Consider the following 14,637-nt stretch of genomic DNA (forward strand, 5'->3'; position numbering starts at 1 on the left):
AATAATCATCATTTTAACATGAATACTTATCAGAAATCAATAAAAAATTTTAAAAATTTTCAAAAGAATTAAAAGAATATAAAATAAATTATAGTAAAATCAATGAAGTTTTTTTAAAGGCTTTAAGGCAGGTCCTTCCACAATATCACCTTCAATGGAAAATCTAGAACCATGACAAGGACAGTCCCAAGTTTTTTCAGCATCATTCCAATTAACCTCACAGCCTAGATGGGTACAGGTGGTATCTACTAGGTGTAGCTGACCCTTTTCATCACGATAGGCACCTACCCGGTGTCCTTCTACTTCTATCACTTTACCTTCATTGTTTTTCAATTTCCCCTCGAAGGAAGGGGTAAAGATTTTGCCACCAATAAAATTCATAGCAACATCAGCATTTTCCTTTACAAAGCTGGGGACAGAGGCTGTTGGCGTGAACCGAGAAGGATTATAAAGGGAGTTCCATGGATTATCCTTCTTTAAAATGAGATCTCTGAAGATTATAGCGGCTACAGTACTAGTAGTCATTCCCCATTTACCAAAACCAGTAGCTACATAAATATTAGGTGTAGATGAGGATAACTGACCGATATAGGGGATACCATCCATCGTATAACCATCCTGGGCAGACCAGCGATAAAGTATATCCTCCACTGGAAAGGTTTCATGGGCAAACTTTGCTAAATTTCTATAATGTTCTAGAGTGCTTTTACCATGTCCTGTTTTGTGATGTTCTCCTCCTACTAAAATTAGTTCACTATCCTCCAACCTTTGGGCCCGAAGGGAGCGGGTGGGCTGTTCAGCGTTAATATACATTCCCCCAGGAAACTTCTCTTTCATTTTTACCCCTAGAACATAGGATCTATTAGGATAAACCCTAGAAAAATATAAACCAGGCTTATCATAAAATGGATAATGGGATGCCACAATGACTTTAGAGGCGGTTACTTTTCTACCTCCTGCTGTAATCACAATAGGACAATTATCCTGTTGAATATCCAAGACCTTTGTATTTTCAAAGATATGACAGCCATCTCCAGGAATCTCCTTTGCCAGAGCAAGTAGATACTTACGGGGGTGAAATTGAGCTTGACCATCAAATCGGACAGCAGCCTTGACTGGAAAAGGCAGGGGTATTTCTTCTACATATTCTGCCTTTATTCCTAAGGAGGCTGCAGTTTTTGTCTCATCAATAATTTGTTGTACATAATCATGGGATTGCGTATAGATATAGGCTGATTGCCAACTAAAGTCACAATCAATATTTTTGTCTTGGATTAATTCCCCCATGATTTGTATAGCAGCTTCATTGGCAGAAGCATATTGTTGAGCTTTTTCCTGACCCAACTGTCTTTTTATCTTGTCATAAATTAAACTGTGCTGAGAGGTGATTTTAGCAGTGGTATGTCCCGTAGTTCCCTGTAGAATACCGTCTGCTTCTAATATAGCTATCTTCAAGCCCTCTTGTTTTAAAAAAAATCCAGTAGTAATTCCTACCATTCCCCCACCGACAATGGCAACGTCTACTGTGATATCCTCCTGCAATGGGGAGTAGCTTGGTTTTTCCCTAGAGGAAAGCCAATAGGATTGAGGGTTTATATGTTGAATGTCCATTTTTACATCCTCCTAATCTTTTAAAATATGATATAATCATATTTTACAGGGTTTAAAAGGAAATATACTAAGATTGGAAATGTTTTTTAAACAAATGAAGCTTAGCCAAATATCTAGGCTCGTTTGAGGGATTTTACCTAGGGAGCATAGAAAAAAAATGAGTTTTATGATATATTTATTTCAATAAAGGGATAATAGATAACAAGACTATAAGGAAGGGGAACAAAATGGAAAACAAGCCTAGCACTTCAAATTTTATTAAAAATATTGTTATACAAGATTTAGAATCAGGAAAGCATAAAGAAATTATTACCCGTTTTCCGCCAGAGCCCAACGGGTATCTACATATTGGACATGCTAAATCCATTGTATTGAATTTTGAACTGGCGGATGAATTTAACGGAAAAACCAACCTTCGATTTGATGATACAAACCCAACGAAAGAAGACACAGAATATGTTGAATCCATTAAAGAGGATGTACAGTGGTTAGGTTTTCAGTGGGATAATTTATATTTTGCCTCAGATTATTTTGAAGAAATGTATAATCGAGCAGTTTTATTAATTAGAAAAGGAAAGGCCTATGTTTGTGACTTATCCCCCGAAGAAATTCGTCACTATAGAGGAACCTTAACAAAGCCAGGAAAAGAAAGTCCCTATCGCAATAGAACTGTGGAAGAGAATTTAGCTTTGTTTGAAGCTATGGGCCGTGGGGAATTTAAGGATGGAGAAAAGGTACTGAGGGCTAAAATTGATATGGCTTCTCCCAACTTAAATATGCGGGACCCTGTGATTTATCGGATTCTACATGAGAGCCATCACAATACAGGAGACAAATGGTGTATCTACCCAATGTATGACTATGCCCATCCCCTGGAGGATGCTATTGAAGGTATCACACATTCCATCTGCACTCTAGAATTTGAAGATCATCGCCCCTTGTATGATTGGGTTATTCAAGAATGTGAAATGGAAAGTCAACCTCAACAAATTGAATTTGCAAGATTAAATGTAACCAATACCGTCATGAGCAAGAGAAAGCTAAAGCAACTGGTGGATGAAAATGTTACAGACGGTTGGGACGATCCTAGAATGCCTACTATTGCAGGTTTAAGAAGAAGAGGGTGTACCCCAGAGGCGATTAGAAATTTTTGCAGAGAGATTGGTGTTGCAAAAAACCACAGTGTTGTAGATGCTCAAATGCTGGAGCACTTCATTCGTGAGGACTTAAATGCTAAGTCACCTAGAACTATGGCGATTTTGAAACCATTAAAAGTAGTTATCACCAACTATCCAGAGGATCAAGTAGAAATGCTGGAGGGAGAAAACAACCCTGATGATCCATCGATGGGAACTCGACAAATTCCCTTCTCTAAAGAAATTTATATAGAAGAAGAGGATTTTATGGAAAATCCTCCAAAAAAATATTTTAGATTATTCCCAGGGAATGAAGTTCGTCTAAAGCACGCCTACTTTATTAAGTGCAATGAAGTGATTAAAGATGAAAACGGGAAAATTATAGAGCTGCACTGTACCTATGATCCTGAAACCAAAAGTGGAACAGGTTTTACAGGTAGAAAGGTAAAGGGAACCCTCCATTGGGTAGACGCAAAAAATGCCATCCCAGCCGAGTTTCGATTATATGAGCCTTTGATTTTAGATGATAATAACACTGAAGATGAAAACAAAACCTTCTTAGATCAAATTAATCCCAATTCCTTAGAAGTATTAGAAGGATTTGTGGAGGCCAATATGAAGACTGCTAAACGCCAAGATAAATTTCAATTCTTTAGACATGGATATTTTAATGTAGATCCTAAATACACCACAGAGGATAAGCTGGTGTTCAATAGAATTGTATCCCTAAAGAGCTCCTTTAAAATTTAAAAATAATGAAAATCCCCCCTTTCTTAGGAAGAGGGGATTTCTACATTTCCCCCTTTTTACAAGGAAATTAATAGGGAGTTTTCAAATAAAATAGTGCCTAAATTAGCGACTATTTTTTTATCTAATTAGCAGGTGAATTAGACAGAAAAGTATAATAAATATAATGAAAAGGTTATAGGGGGGATTTATTGATGATGGAAAGGTATAACAGAAACATGAAAATGTTATCAAGGGAAGAAAATGAGAGACTAAAGGAGTATAGGGTATGCGTTATTGGGTGTGGTGGCCTTGGAGGCTATATTATTGAGCTGTTGGGGAGACTGGGGATAGGCCATATTACAGCTGTAGATGGAGATGTTTTTGAAGTAACGAACTTGAATCGTCAAATTCTATCTAATGAAGAAAATCTAGGGACAAGCAAGGCAAATGCTGCTAAAGAAAGAATGAAGCTAGTCAATTCTCAAATTAATGTTGAAGCACTGTCCTATAGACTGACAGAAGAAAATAGTGAAGAGATATTAAGGGGTCATGATGTTATTGTGGATGCCTTAGATAATGTAGAAACAAGGTTTGTTCTACAAGCATCTGCTGAAAGGTTGGGAATACCCTTAGTACATGGGGCAATTGCTGGATGGTATGGTCAAATAACAACAATATTTCCTGGAGATAGAACTTTAGACAAAATTTATGCTCAAAAGGATATTAATGGTGTGGAAAAGGAGTTGGGGAACCCTTCCTTTACACCAGCTTTAGTAGCTTCTATTCAAGTAAGTGAGGTTTTGAAGGTTCTTATTAATAGGGGAGAACTTATTCGACATAAAATATTGTTTATTAATACTATGGAACCAGATTATTATATAGCAGAATTAGGATAATAATGTTTTGAAAATCATACTAAACAGTACATATAAAATGACACTTAGTTTGGTTATCTATAAGGAATTTTTACTCCCTGTGAATTGTAGTTCGAGCTATCTTATGTAGCACTTTATGTTAATACGATGAAGAATAAATAGACTTTACAATGAGAGTAGGAACAACAGGTTAAAGAAATGAGGGATAAAGCTATGAAGATTGACTTTATTGTCTGTGAAGACAATCCCAAAACAAGAAAAACTATTTGTGATTGGTTAGGGATTTATACGAATAACAAAGAGGTTCAACTACTATTGGCTACATCTGAACCAGAGGAAGTTCTTGCTGCAATCCAAAAGGAGGAAGGAATCAAAATCTGTCTGTTAGATATCAATATAAATAAAAGTATCAACGGTGTAGCCTTAGCGGAAAAGATAAAAAGTATTAACCCCCATACAAAAATTGTTTTTATAACTGCCTATGCGGAATGGGCAGTAGAAAGTCTCAATAGAAATATTGAGCCCTTTGCCTATCTCACAAAGCCTTTAGATAGACAAACCTTTGATTGGCACATAAAAAGGCTATTAAAGAAGGTGAATGAGCTATATAATGGCCAAGCCTATGGAGAAAAGGAGGTTTTCATAAAGCTGGAGGCCTATGGTCGTAGCCACTATAAAAAACTAGAGACAATTACCCACGTTGAAACCTATCATAAGGAGGGATATCTTACAGTCCATACTCTTCAAGGAGAAAAAATCATCCATAGAAGCAGATTAAATGATATGCTCTTAAACTTAAATAGGCTTAGCCCCGATACTTTTCTTCAATGCTACAAATCTATAATTGTAAATCCCCGTCATATAGAAGTTATTGATAAAAAGGAAGGAGAAATCCTACTGAAGGGTGGCAAGAAATTATTTATGTCAAGAAACAAACGGGTACAGGAAGAAATAGAAAGAAAGATTATGGGGAGTTATTTATGATGAATGTTGATAATTTTAGAAGTATTATAGTTATTGCAATGGAGGCTTTAATATATATTAATGTTTTAAGAATCTTTATAAAAGTACCCAGCAACAAATTTTTACCACTATATCTTTCTATATTTATATCAGGGATAGCACTAGTTACTCTACACAGTGAAATGCAATATTTTTATTATTTTAAAACGGCATTAGGATTATTAATTTTTGGAGCTATTACAATCATAACACTGAAAATAGAATTTTTAAAAACAATGTTTATGCTATTTATTTATGCCATTTTAACCTTATTAGGTAATGTTCTTTCGATTTTTACAATGCTATTTATATTAAATGTAACAACGATAGAAATTCAAAATGATACAGGATTATTTTTCACAGCTAATTTAATATCCTTTAGTATAATCGCATTATTACTCTATATATTGAAATATATCATTTTATACAAACGTTATGGTAAATCAATGCAAGTTAAAAGTAAAAACATCGCTTTTTACATTTTAACTGTATTTTCTATGCTATTTATAAATCTATACACATTTCTTTATCATGTACATGAAATGGAAATATTTATTTCTATTTTACACATTATTTTGATTGTTGCTTATATCACGATTTCTCTTAATTATACTTTTTTAGAAAATGACTTTTTATATCAAAAAAAACTATATAAAAATCAGCAGGAGTATCTTAGGGTTATAGAAAATTTATTGAATGGCTATCGGGAGCTAAAGCATGGATGGCAAAATTACTTGACGGGCTTTTCTGGTTTTATTTATGGGGAGGAAAGAAGTTGGGAGGGACTAACGGAATATTATGAATCAGTGATAAAGAAGACCAAACACCTAACAAACGACTCCCTATCTGTCCTTAGAAAAATTAAAAGCTATATTTTACTAGGGCTGTTTATTGAAAAAATCAATGAAGCGGAAGCGGAAGGTATCCATGTTCATATCAACATTACAGGAGAAGAATTAAAGATGGGCCAGGATTGTGACTTCCAAATAGATTTAAGCTTTATGTTGGGAAATTTTTTAGACAATGCTGTCCGTCATGCTAAAGAGGCGGATATACCTATGATATGGATTATAATCGATAATAGAGGAGATTATATTGACTTTATTATCAAAAACACCTTTAATATCATGGGGACAGAAGCCACACAACGCTTTGACAGTGGACATGGCTTAAAATTAGTTGGAGAAAAGGTAAAAAAATATCCCTTTATTGTCCACAATACCATTATAGATGAGGATGTGTTTACTCAAGAGCTAATTGTGGAACAGCATATACCTCACACAATGGGAGAACTGGCATAAAAAAGGATGCCCTTAGTTAAAGGCACCTTTTTTGCTAACGGTTTTCTACTCTTCCAGCATAGATTCTGGCATTTTTGGCTCTCTTAACACCCACATCACACAACCTGAATAAACTGTAAACATAAAGGCAAAGCTACTTAACATGGTGGCTAGTGTAGCAAACAACTTGCTCTTTTTCATTAGTTTCTCCTCCTTTTAATTTAAATAATTTATACATCCAGGGAGTAGTAAAGATACTCTCCCAAAAGACCCCTAAGGTAATTAATTTTCCATAAGGATTTCCCATATTCATTAAAGCCATGATAAATAATAACAGTATCACAGCCAACAGTTTTTTCCTCAGTTTTTTTCTAAGGACAGCACTCCTTAAGGGACGAGCTGCTGTAGCTGCTGGAGCAAAGCAATATAAAAGCCCACAGCTAACTCCCCAAAGAACTAAGATCAAATACCAAGGAAAAACATAAAAGATACTCATGAAGGTTATACCAAATAACAAAATAAAGCTTCCGATAAAACAGCTGAAGTCATCCTTCAGATGAATGCCCCAAGCATAGGCTCGGACAAGACCGTAGCTCAGCAATGCAACGGCAAAGTAGACTAAAAACTTATCTATACGAAAGTGAAAGAATATAGCTGCACTTAAAAGTGCAACAAATTTAGGCAGGGCTATAAAAAATATAGCAAGGCCGTATTCGATTCTTTCTAAATCCTTTTGACTTTTTTGGGGCAGGCACTCCCCTATAAAGGAGTAGGTTAAATGCTGGGCCATTTTTTCTGGAAAAGCCATTTTCATCAATCCTTTGATAAATTTGTAGAAAAACCGACTATATAGTACTAAAATCGATATTATTTGTAATCCATAAGAACAGCATAAAAGAAAATAAGTTTTTATAAAAGTATTAATAGATAAAAATGTGTATTCATCGATGTACTATTTAAAAAACAATTTATCGAAGAACAGTACTGATTATCGAAGGAACAATAAAGTCCTATAGATCATGCTATATAATCAAAGATATGGATATCTTTAATAAAAAGGAAAGATAAAAGGAGGACTTTTGAATGGGGGACAAAGCTTCGGAAAAAGAAATAGAGGAACAGCAACAAAAAAAACAATTAACAGAGCAAGGAGAAGAAAAAAGTCTCCTACATAATAAAAAAACAATAAGAAACATACAACATTATTCCAATAGAATTGCCAATGTTATACTACCGGATTTGGAGTAAGGGGTTAAGGTGGTAGGGGAAGGAGGAGTAAGGTTGGAGTTAACAAAAGAATTATTACATTACAACAAGGAAGCTGCCATTAACGGAATGGAAGACGTATCTACAATATCCTTTCTAAATGCTTTAGAAGAATTTGTTATTATTATAGATCCTGATAACCATAAAATTGTTTTTGCTAATGATTATGCCAAAAGACAGAATCCTAACTTAGAGGGAAATTGCTGTTGGGAGGGACTGGGTTATCATCAAAGCTGCTGCTATAATAAAGGCTGTCTTTACAGCAATACTATTGAAGTTGAAAGCCATAATGGAAGATGGAATGAACACAGGATAGCAGGAATTAAACTACCTAAAAAAACATTGGTTATGGAGACTATTATAGATATTACAGCAAAGAAGAATAAGGACAAGGGAAAAAATACAAAAGGCAATCTTTTATCTATGGTTTCCCACGAATTAAGAACACCCTTAAATATTATCCTATCAACTATACAGCTATTAGAAGCCTATAATAAAGATTGGAATTCTTCTAAAAACCTTAAGCATACCCAAAGAATAAAGAGGGCTACTGAGCAAATCAATAAATTATTAAGAGATATTTTACTGGTGGAAAAGATGGAAGCCCACAAGATAAAATTTACCCCTAAAAAAATTGATGTAGTGAATCTTACAAAATCTACAATTGAACTCCTTAGAGAAAACATGAAGGAATATGTAGAGATTAACCTTGTTACTCCAAAGGAAGCTTTTGTTGTTAAAGTAGATGAATTCATTATTACAACCATATTAATGAACCTTATTACCAATGCAATAAAATATTCTAAAGAAAAAAAGGATATAAAGGTACAGCTGGATTTTATCCAAAATAGGATGCTCTTTAAAATTATTGATAAGGGCATTGGTATACCTGTAGAAGAACAAAAAAACCTATTTAAACGTTTTTATAGAGCATCTAATGCTGAAAAAATTTCTGGAACAGGATTAGGTCTAGCCATCGTAAAGGAGCTTGTGGAGCTTCATAAAGGAAGTATAAGCTTTATAAGCAAACAAAATGAGGGAACTACTTTTATGATAGAAATACCTACTGACATATAAAATAACACTTAACTTAGGTGGAGCTTTAGCAATACAGCAAAGGATAAAATATCCTACTCAGCTATAGAGAAGATAAAAACTTCTCTATTTTAGTGTTTGCTATTATAAAGTGGTATAATAAAAAAAGGGGTAGGTCAATAAAGACAAAATAAAACTGCATCCTTAGGATTCTCCAATCTATTTAAGGATACAGTATAGTCCAACAGGTATTTAATAACATTTTAATAAACCTCATAAATTTATTTACCAAGCATAGTAATTAGCAACAAATCGATGCTTTAGAATATAAAGTCTTCATCCATAGGACCTGCTCCCCAAAAATTCAAGTTACAACCACTGTTAACTAAGTAATACTCTATAAGTGAGGCATAATTTTTTTCCTGCTCACTTTTTACAAGGGTTAATTGTTTCTCAGGATTTATTGAGGACCCTAATGAATCATCATTATTATTTGAAAATTCTAACTTTTTACCCAACATTTTTTCACCTCCCTATAAAATAAGTTGTCTTTTTTAATAAAAAACTCGCCCATGAAAAATACTTTTCAAGGACGAGATATTACCCGTGGTACCACCTTAATTGCATCTAAAAAAATGCCTCTTCTTATGGTTCTAACAAACCTCAGCCCTTATCGAGGCCAATCGGCATCTATTACTACTTGGTTCATAGATGCTGTTCAGGAGTGATTTGTATTTTATCTATAGTATTGGCTTCCAGCCAAGGCCAACTCTCTAGAACTATTCCCTTAAAATACCCTTCTCCCTCTTCACATTAACTAGTATTTAAAATATTTAATATAAAATTAAATTATTTATTAATAAGTATTATAACAATATTTATATGCACTGTCAACGGAATTATCAAAAAAATTTAACTATTTATTTAATTTATTTAATTTTAACAATACAAGAGTTATCTTTATCCTTTTACATACGGCTAAAATTTCTTCTGAATAAAGGAGTATTTTATCGTAGTGATCCGGATACTTGATTAATGTCATAAGGTGTTTCCTGGTAGACATAATAGTTTAGCCAATTGGTAAATAGAAGGGCACCATGACTTCTCCACACCACCATAGGGGGCTTAGATGGATCGTTATTAGGAAAATAGTTTTTAGGGGGCTCTATTTCCTTACCGGCAGTTACATCTCGATCATATTCAGATTTTAACGTTAAGGGATCATACTCAGAGTGGCCAGTTACGAAAATCTGTCTATTGTCTTTAGAGGCCACAATATAAACGCCACTTTCCACAGATTCCGATAAGATTTCAAGCTGTGGAACCCTTTCTAAATCCTCCCTTCTTACTTCTGTATGTCTAGAATGGGGGGCATAAAAATAATCATCAAAGCCCCTTAAAAGCTTTATGTTTTTTTTGTTAATGGTATGGGGAAAGACACCAAACATTTTATTTTGTAAGGGATATTTTAAAATTCCATAATGATGATATAGTCCTGCCTGAGCCCCCCAACAAATATGAAGGGTGGAGGTGACATTAGTCAATGTCCAATCCATAATTTCTTTTAGCTCTTCCCAATAGGTGACTTCATGGAAATCCAAATGCTCTATAGGGGCTCCAGTAATGATAAAGCCATCAAACTTCTCATCCTTTACCTCATCAAAGGTTTTATAAAAGGTGGTCAAATGCTTTTCCGGGGTATTCTTTGAACTATGATTTTTAGGATGCAGGAGGACAATATCCACCTGTAGAGGAGAATTCCCCAATTGTCTTAAGATTTGAACCTCAGTAGTAATTTTTGTAGGCATTAAGTTTAGAATACCAATTTTTAAAGCCCGGATATCCTGACTCAATGCACGGCTTTCTGTCATGACAAAAATATTTTCCTTGTTTAAAACTTCGGTAGCGGGAAGATTATCGGGTATTTTTACTGGCATTTAATGAAATTCCTCCTTTTGAATCTATTTTTACTGACGCTTTGATTTCTCAAGAGCTGTATCCAAGTCGTCAATCAAATCTGCTGCATCTTCTATTCCCACAGAAATACGAATCATGTCAGGGGTAACACCAGCAGCCCTTTGTTCTTCCTCTGTTAGCTGAGCATGGGTTGTACTGGCAGGATGAATCACAAGGGATTTTGTATCTGCTACATTGGCCAATAGAGAAAATAACTCTAGACTGTCGATAAATGTTCTTCCTGCCTCTAGGCCCCCCTTAATACCAAAAGTAAAAATGGAGCCAGCCCCCTTAGGTAAGTATTTTTGTGCTAAGTCATAATATTTATTATCTTCTAGACTAGGATAATTCACCCAGTCAACAAGGGGATGATTAACTAAAAAATCTACAATTTTCTTTGTGTTTTCTACGTGGCGTTGTACCCTCAGGGATAGAGTTTCAAGTCCCTGAATAAATAAAAAGGCATTGAAGGGGCTTAGGGTAGCACCTGTATCTCTTAGAAGCTGCACTCTAGCTTTGACAATATAAGCAAGAGGGCCAAAGGTTTCTGTATAGCTTACGTTGTTATAGGAGGGGTCGGGTTTTGTAAAGGATGAAAATCTGTGGCTTCCAGTCCAATCAAAGGTTCCACCATCTACAATTACCCCACCAATGGAGCTTCCATGACCCCCAATGAACTTTGTTGCAGAGTGGACAACAATATCTGCACCAAACTCGATAGGACGAATTAAATAAGGGGTCCCAAAGGTATTGTCTACAATAAGAGGCAATCCGTTTTCATGGGCAATCTTTGCTACTGCTTCGATATCAATTAAATTAATGCTAGGATTACCTATTACTTCTACATAAATAGCTTTCGTTTTTTCATTAATAGCTGCTGCAAAGTTTTGTGGGTCATCAGAATCTACAAATACTGTTTTGATGCCCATTCTTGGTAGGGTAGAAGCAAATAGATTATAGGTACCTCCATACAAGGTGCTGGCAGAAATAATTTCATCCCCAACCTCAGCAAGGTTTTGGATAGCGTAGGTAATAGCTGCTTGACCAGAAGATACTGCCAAAGCTCCTACACCTCCCTCTAGGGCAGCGATTCGTTCTTCGAACACCGCTGTTGTAGGATTGCCAATTCTTGTATAGATGTTGCCAGCTTCCTTAAGACCAAATAGATTAGCTGCATGCTCTGCACTATTAAATACATAGGCACAGGTTTGGTAAATGGGAACTGCTCTTGAACCTGTAGTAGGGTCTGGTTTCTGTCCTGCATGGACCTGAAGTGTGTCAAATCTCAAATTTTTTTGTGACATTTTAATATCGCTCCTTTTTAATAGTAGTATTGAAATACAAAAAAGCTCCTCCAAGAGAATGGAGAAGCTTATAAGCATATATGGATTAGTTATCCTCTCATCTCTTAGGTAAATATACCTACAGGATTTAGCACCATGCACATAGTATGCTGGTTGCCGGGCTTCATAGGGCCAGTCCCTCCGCCACTCTTTATAAGAGTTAAGTATGAAGTTTTATGTTATATAATTTATCACCCAGTAAAGGTTATGTCAAGGTTTTTTTAAAAAATAAAAATAATTAAATCTATTTTAAATTTTTCATCTGTTAAATTCTGTTGTTGATTTTATGGTAGTTAATAATATTGAAAAATGTTGGAGCAGGTCATTTATAGAATCCTTCTAAAATCCTCAGAAGTACATTAATAAAATTATAGAGCCTATAGAATAAACTGTATATTTATAAAATTATAAAAAATATGTTATAATAATTAAATAGAAATGAATAAATACATAGATATAATAATCTGTATAAAAAGATAAAACCAGGGATAAAACACGAATTTCAATAGAATTTTGTGCTATTATCAAGAGGAAATTCCCTTATACCCTTTAATTATCTATCATATTTAAGAAAAACATATATTTATCTAATATAATTCTACAAATAGTTTAAAAAGTATTTGTTTTGGGTATAAAATATTAAAATATTTACTAAAAACAAATAAAAATATAAAAAATATAAATTTAATGAGGATATAATACAAAAATACTTTGCAAATGTGATTTTTATAAATATACAAGTTTGACAAAAATATCAAGGGGGTGTGGTAGGCTTCATCTGACCAGAATGAAGTAAGAAAGAGAAAAGAAAGACGATAAGAATAAATAAAGGGAGGATACAATGAGTATTAACAAAGCTTATGCTCAAGCATTAGGGGCACATGAAGTGGAGGATCTAAAGGTTACGAAGGCAACTGTGGAGGATGTTGAAGGAATATTGGCAGTAGCAGCTTCTGTAGGAACCGATAGCAAAGACCATAGAAAAGGATTTTTAATGGATAACTATTTAAAGGATAAGAAAAAGTATGGGGAGAAGTTTAAAAATGATGTTGAAAATTCAAAGCTATTTTATGTCATTAAAAAAGGAGAACGGGTTTTAGGATTTCTCTTGGCCTACACAAAAGAACAATGGATTAACATGGAACCCACTTGGCTTTTTAAGACTATGTGGAAGGGAGATTTTGATAAAAAATCTCTGAAAAAATTTGTTGTTCTCGAAAAAATTGCCGTTCGCTCAAACTTAACGGGATTAGGTATAGGAAGTAAGCTATACAAACGATTTAAAGAAGATGCTAAAGCTATGGGGATTAAGGATATGTTTTCCGAGACGATTATTTCACCAAAGCCAAATTTTGCATCTATGGAATTTGCAATTAAACAACAGTACAATTTGGCAGGGATTCGATACGAAAAATTCGAGGGTAAAGTTCTTACCGACATCGTTTATCATAGAAAATTATTATAAAAGACGACCCAACTGGGTCGTCTTTGTATTTATAAGTTTACTTTTACTTCATATTTACCCTTTAATTCATTTACTCTATTTGAGTACAGATCATGCTGTTTTTGACCAAGAAGTTGTTGCGCTAATTGACCTTTAACATCTTCAAAAGACTTCATTTCTTCGGGATTTTGCTCAAATACCTTAATAATATGGTGACCAAATTGAGTTTTTACAGGCTTGCTAATCTCATTCTTTTCCATGCTGAAAACAGCTTCTTCAAATTCAGGTACCATTTGTCCCCTAGGAAAAGCACCTAGGTTTCCGCCCTGAGCCTTTGAAGGACATTTTGAATATTTTTCAGCGGCTTCCTCAAAGGAAAGACCCCCTTCAAGCTCTTTAATAATTGCTTCAGCTTCTTCTTCACTATCTACAAGAATGTGACTAGCTTTTGCAGTAGCTGGATTTTTAAAATGATCTTTATGGGATTCGTAATACTCGCCTAATTCCTTTTCGTCAAGGGCTACAGTTTTTACCAATTTGTTAATGGCATATTGCTTTAAAAAACTTTCTTCTACTTTTTTCAACTCTTTTTGAAAGGTTTCATCTTTATCTAGACCGTTGTCTAAAGCATCTAGATAAAACAATTCTTGGTTTATAAGCTCTTCTAACAATCTTTTTTTGCCTTCCTCCGATTGAAATTGTGCAGCCCTTTGTGGATCAATGCCCCTCATAAGTAGTTGTAGATCGGCCTCGGTAATTTCACGATCCCCTACTACTGCCAAAATGTTTTTGTTATCCATAAATTAAACGCTCCTTTGTAAGTATATTCTAAACCATCTTAACAAAAAAAGAGGAATATGTCCAATTTACATGAGTTTCCCCCAATAAATGGTGAATTATTATAATAAAGTAGTTTTGGTTATTAATTTTTAAAGTTTAAAAAAATTCTTTTCAAAATCA

Annotated in this window: 14 protein-coding genes, 1 riboswitch and 1 other annotated feature; of the genes, 7 read left to right on the forward strand and 7 right to left on the reverse strand. The window is 34.4% G+C overall.

The window, feature by feature from the left end; all coding sequences use genetic code 11:
- Positions 1-99: 99 nt before the first annotated feature.
- A complete protein-coding gene (locus tag BLS22_RS10040) occupies positions 100-1,611 on the reverse strand; it encodes an FAD-dependent oxidoreductase (protein WP_090553623.1) in 1,512 nt (503 codons plus the stop codon).
- A gap of 227 nt (positions 1,612-1,838) precedes the next feature.
- Here BLS22_RS10040 and BLS22_RS10045 point away from each other — a divergent pair, with 227 nt between their 5' ends.
- From BLS22_RS10045 to BLS22_RS10060, 4 genes are all read left to right on the forward strand, one after another.
- Positions 1,839-3,497 (forward strand): glutamine--tRNA ligase/YqeY domain fusion protein, encoded by a 1,659-nt coding sequence (locus BLS22_RS10045; protein ID WP_090553624.1) that lies wholly within the window; start codon positions 1,839-1,841, stop codon positions 3,495-3,497.
- Between the two features lie 191 nt (positions 3,498-3,688).
- Positions 3,689-4,372, forward strand: a complete 684-nt coding sequence (locus tag BLS22_RS10050; RefSeq protein WP_330386507.1) for a HesA/MoeB/ThiF family protein — start codon at positions 3,689-3,691, stop codon at positions 4,370-4,372.
- A gap of 192 nt (positions 4,373-4,564) precedes the next feature.
- Positions 4,565-5,335 (forward strand): LytR/AlgR family response regulator transcription factor, encoded by a 771-nt coding sequence (locus BLS22_RS10055; protein ID WP_176762131.1) that lies wholly within the window; start codon positions 4,565-4,567, stop codon positions 5,333-5,335.
- Positions 5,335-6,654 carry a GHKL domain-containing protein gene (locus BLS22_RS10060; protein ID WP_176762132.1) on the forward strand — a complete coding sequence of 440 codons (1,320 nt, stop codon included), beginning with the start codon at positions 5,335-5,337 and terminating at the stop codon, positions 6,652-6,654. The genes BLS22_RS10055 and BLS22_RS10060 overlap by 1 nt, the downstream gene beginning before the upstream one ends.
- A gap of 45 nt (positions 6,655-6,699) precedes the next feature.
- Here the strand turns inward: BLS22_RS10060 and BLS22_RS15520 are convergent, their stop codons facing one another.
- Both BLS22_RS15520 and BLS22_RS10065 read right to left on the reverse strand, forming a co-directional pair.
- On the reverse strand, positions 6,700-6,834 hold the full coding sequence (locus BLS22_RS15520) for a hypothetical protein (RefSeq protein ID WP_280139573.1): 135 nt from the start codon (positions 6,832-6,834) through the stop codon (positions 6,700-6,702).
- Entirely contained in the window at positions 6,788-7,441 is a 654-nt protein-coding gene (locus tag BLS22_RS10065) for an accessory gene regulator B family protein (protein ID WP_176762133.1), read from the reverse strand. The genes BLS22_RS15520 and BLS22_RS10065 overlap by 47 nt, the downstream gene beginning before the upstream one ends.
- A gap of 275 nt (positions 7,442-7,716) precedes the next feature.
- Between BLS22_RS10065 and BLS22_RS15135 the strand changes: the two genes are divergently transcribed.
- Together BLS22_RS15135 and BLS22_RS10070 are read left to right on the forward strand one after the other, a co-directional pair.
- Positions 7,717-7,881: a hypothetical protein gene (locus tag BLS22_RS15135; protein ID WP_176762134.1), complete on the forward strand. Its 165-nt coding sequence runs from the start codon at positions 7,717-7,719 to the stop codon at positions 7,879-7,881.
- Positions 7,882-7,914: 33 nt separating this feature from the next.
- Positions 7,915-8,976, forward strand: coding sequence for a sensor histidine kinase (locus BLS22_RS10070; protein WP_143011276.1), 1,062 nt, complete (start codon positions 7,915-7,917; stop codon positions 8,974-8,976).
- A 278-nt stretch (positions 8,977-9,254) separates the two neighbouring features.
- Here BLS22_RS10070 and BLS22_RS10075 read toward each other — a convergent pair whose 3' ends face one another.
- From BLS22_RS10075 to BLS22_RS10085, 3 genes are all read right to left on the reverse strand, one after another.
- On the reverse strand, positions 9,255-9,455 hold the full coding sequence (locus BLS22_RS10075) for a hypothetical protein (RefSeq protein ID WP_090553629.1): 201 nt from the start codon (positions 9,453-9,455) through the stop codon (positions 9,255-9,257).
- A 64-nt stretch (positions 9,456-9,519) separates the two neighbouring features.
- Positions 9,520-9,752: a binding site (T-box leader), on the reverse strand.
- Positions 9,753-9,941: 189 nt separating this feature from the next.
- Positions 9,942-10,871, reverse strand: a complete 930-nt coding sequence (gene metA / locus BLS22_RS10080; protein WP_090553630.1) for a homoserine O-acetyltransferase MetA — start codon at positions 10,869-10,871, stop codon at positions 9,942-9,944.
- Between the two features lie 30 nt (positions 10,872-10,901).
- On the reverse strand, positions 10,902-12,194 hold the full coding sequence (locus BLS22_RS10085) for an O-acetylhomoserine aminocarboxypropyltransferase/cysteine synthase family protein (RefSeq protein ID WP_090553746.1): 1,293 nt from the start codon (positions 12,192-12,194) through the stop codon (positions 10,902-10,904).
- Positions 12,195-12,288: 94 nt separating this feature from the next.
- Positions 12,289-12,393: riboswitch (SAM riboswitch) on the reverse strand.
- A gap of 681 nt (positions 12,394-13,074) precedes the next feature.
- Between BLS22_RS10085 and BLS22_RS10090 the strand changes: the two genes are divergently transcribed.
- Positions 13,075-13,698 (forward strand): GNAT family N-acetyltransferase, encoded by a 624-nt coding sequence (locus BLS22_RS10090; RefSeq protein WP_090553631.1) that lies wholly within the window; start codon positions 13,075-13,077, stop codon positions 13,696-13,698.
- A gap of 29 nt (positions 13,699-13,727) precedes the next feature.
- Here BLS22_RS10090 and BLS22_RS10095 read toward each other — a convergent pair whose 3' ends face one another.
- Positions 13,728-14,477: a peptidylprolyl isomerase gene (locus BLS22_RS10095; protein ID WP_090553632.1), complete on the reverse strand. Its 750-nt coding sequence runs from the start codon at positions 14,475-14,477 to the stop codon at positions 13,728-13,730.
- Positions 14,478-14,637: the final 160 nt, after the last annotated feature.

The sequence above is a fragment of the Natronincola ferrireducens genome (genome assembly GCF_900100845.1).
Classification (GTDB): Bacteria; Bacillota; Clostridia; order Peptostreptococcales; family Natronincolaceae; genus Natronincola_B; species Natronincola_B ferrireducens.

Excerpts from the sequence above, each read along its gene's own strand:
- BLS22_RS10040 (WP_090553623.1), bottom strand. The coding sequence starts at position 1,611 with ATGGACATTCAACATATAAACCCTCAATCCTATTGGCTTTCCTCTAGG.
- BLS22_RS10045 (WP_090553624.1), top strand. The coding sequence starts at position 1,839 with ATGGAAAACAAGCCTAGCACTTCAAATTTTATTAAAAATATTGTTATA.
- BLS22_RS10050 (WP_330386507.1), top strand. The coding sequence starts at position 3,689 with ATGATGGAAAGGTATAACAGAAACATGAAAATGTTATCAAGGGAAGAA.
- BLS22_RS10055 (WP_176762131.1), top strand. The coding sequence starts at position 4,565 with ATGAAGATTGACTTTATTGTCTGTGAAGACAATCCCAAAACAAGAAAA.
- BLS22_RS10060 (WP_176762132.1), top strand. The coding sequence starts at position 5,335 with ATGAATGTTGATAATTTTAGAAGTATTATAGTTATTGCAATGGAGGCT.
- BLS22_RS15520 (WP_280139573.1), bottom strand. The coding sequence starts at position 6,834 with ATGAAAAAGAGCAAGTTGTTTGCTACACTAGCCACCATGTTAAGTAGC.
- BLS22_RS10065 (WP_176762133.1), bottom strand. The coding sequence starts at position 7,441 with ATGGCTTTTCCAGAAAAAATGGCCCAGCATTTAACCTACTCCTTTATA.
- BLS22_RS15135 (WP_176762134.1), top strand. The coding sequence starts at position 7,717 with ATGGGGGACAAAGCTTCGGAAAAAGAAATAGAGGAACAGCAACAAAAA.
- BLS22_RS10075 (WP_090553629.1), bottom strand. The coding sequence starts at position 9,455 with ATGTTGGGTAAAAAGTTAGAATTTTCAAATAATAATGATGATTCATTA.
- metA (WP_090553630.1), bottom strand. The coding sequence starts at position 10,871 with ATGCCAGTAAAAATACCCGATAATCTTCCCGCTACCGAAGTTTTAAAC.
- BLS22_RS10085 (WP_090553746.1), bottom strand. The coding sequence starts at position 12,194 with ATGTCACAAAAAAATTTGAGATTTGACACACTTCAGGTCCATGCAGGA.
- BLS22_RS10090 (WP_090553631.1), top strand. The coding sequence starts at position 13,075 with ATGAGTATTAACAAAGCTTATGCTCAAGCATTAGGGGCACATGAAGTG.
- BLS22_RS10095 (WP_090553632.1), bottom strand. The coding sequence starts at position 14,477 with ATGGATAACAAAAACATTTTGGCAGTAGTAGGGGATCGTGAAATTACC.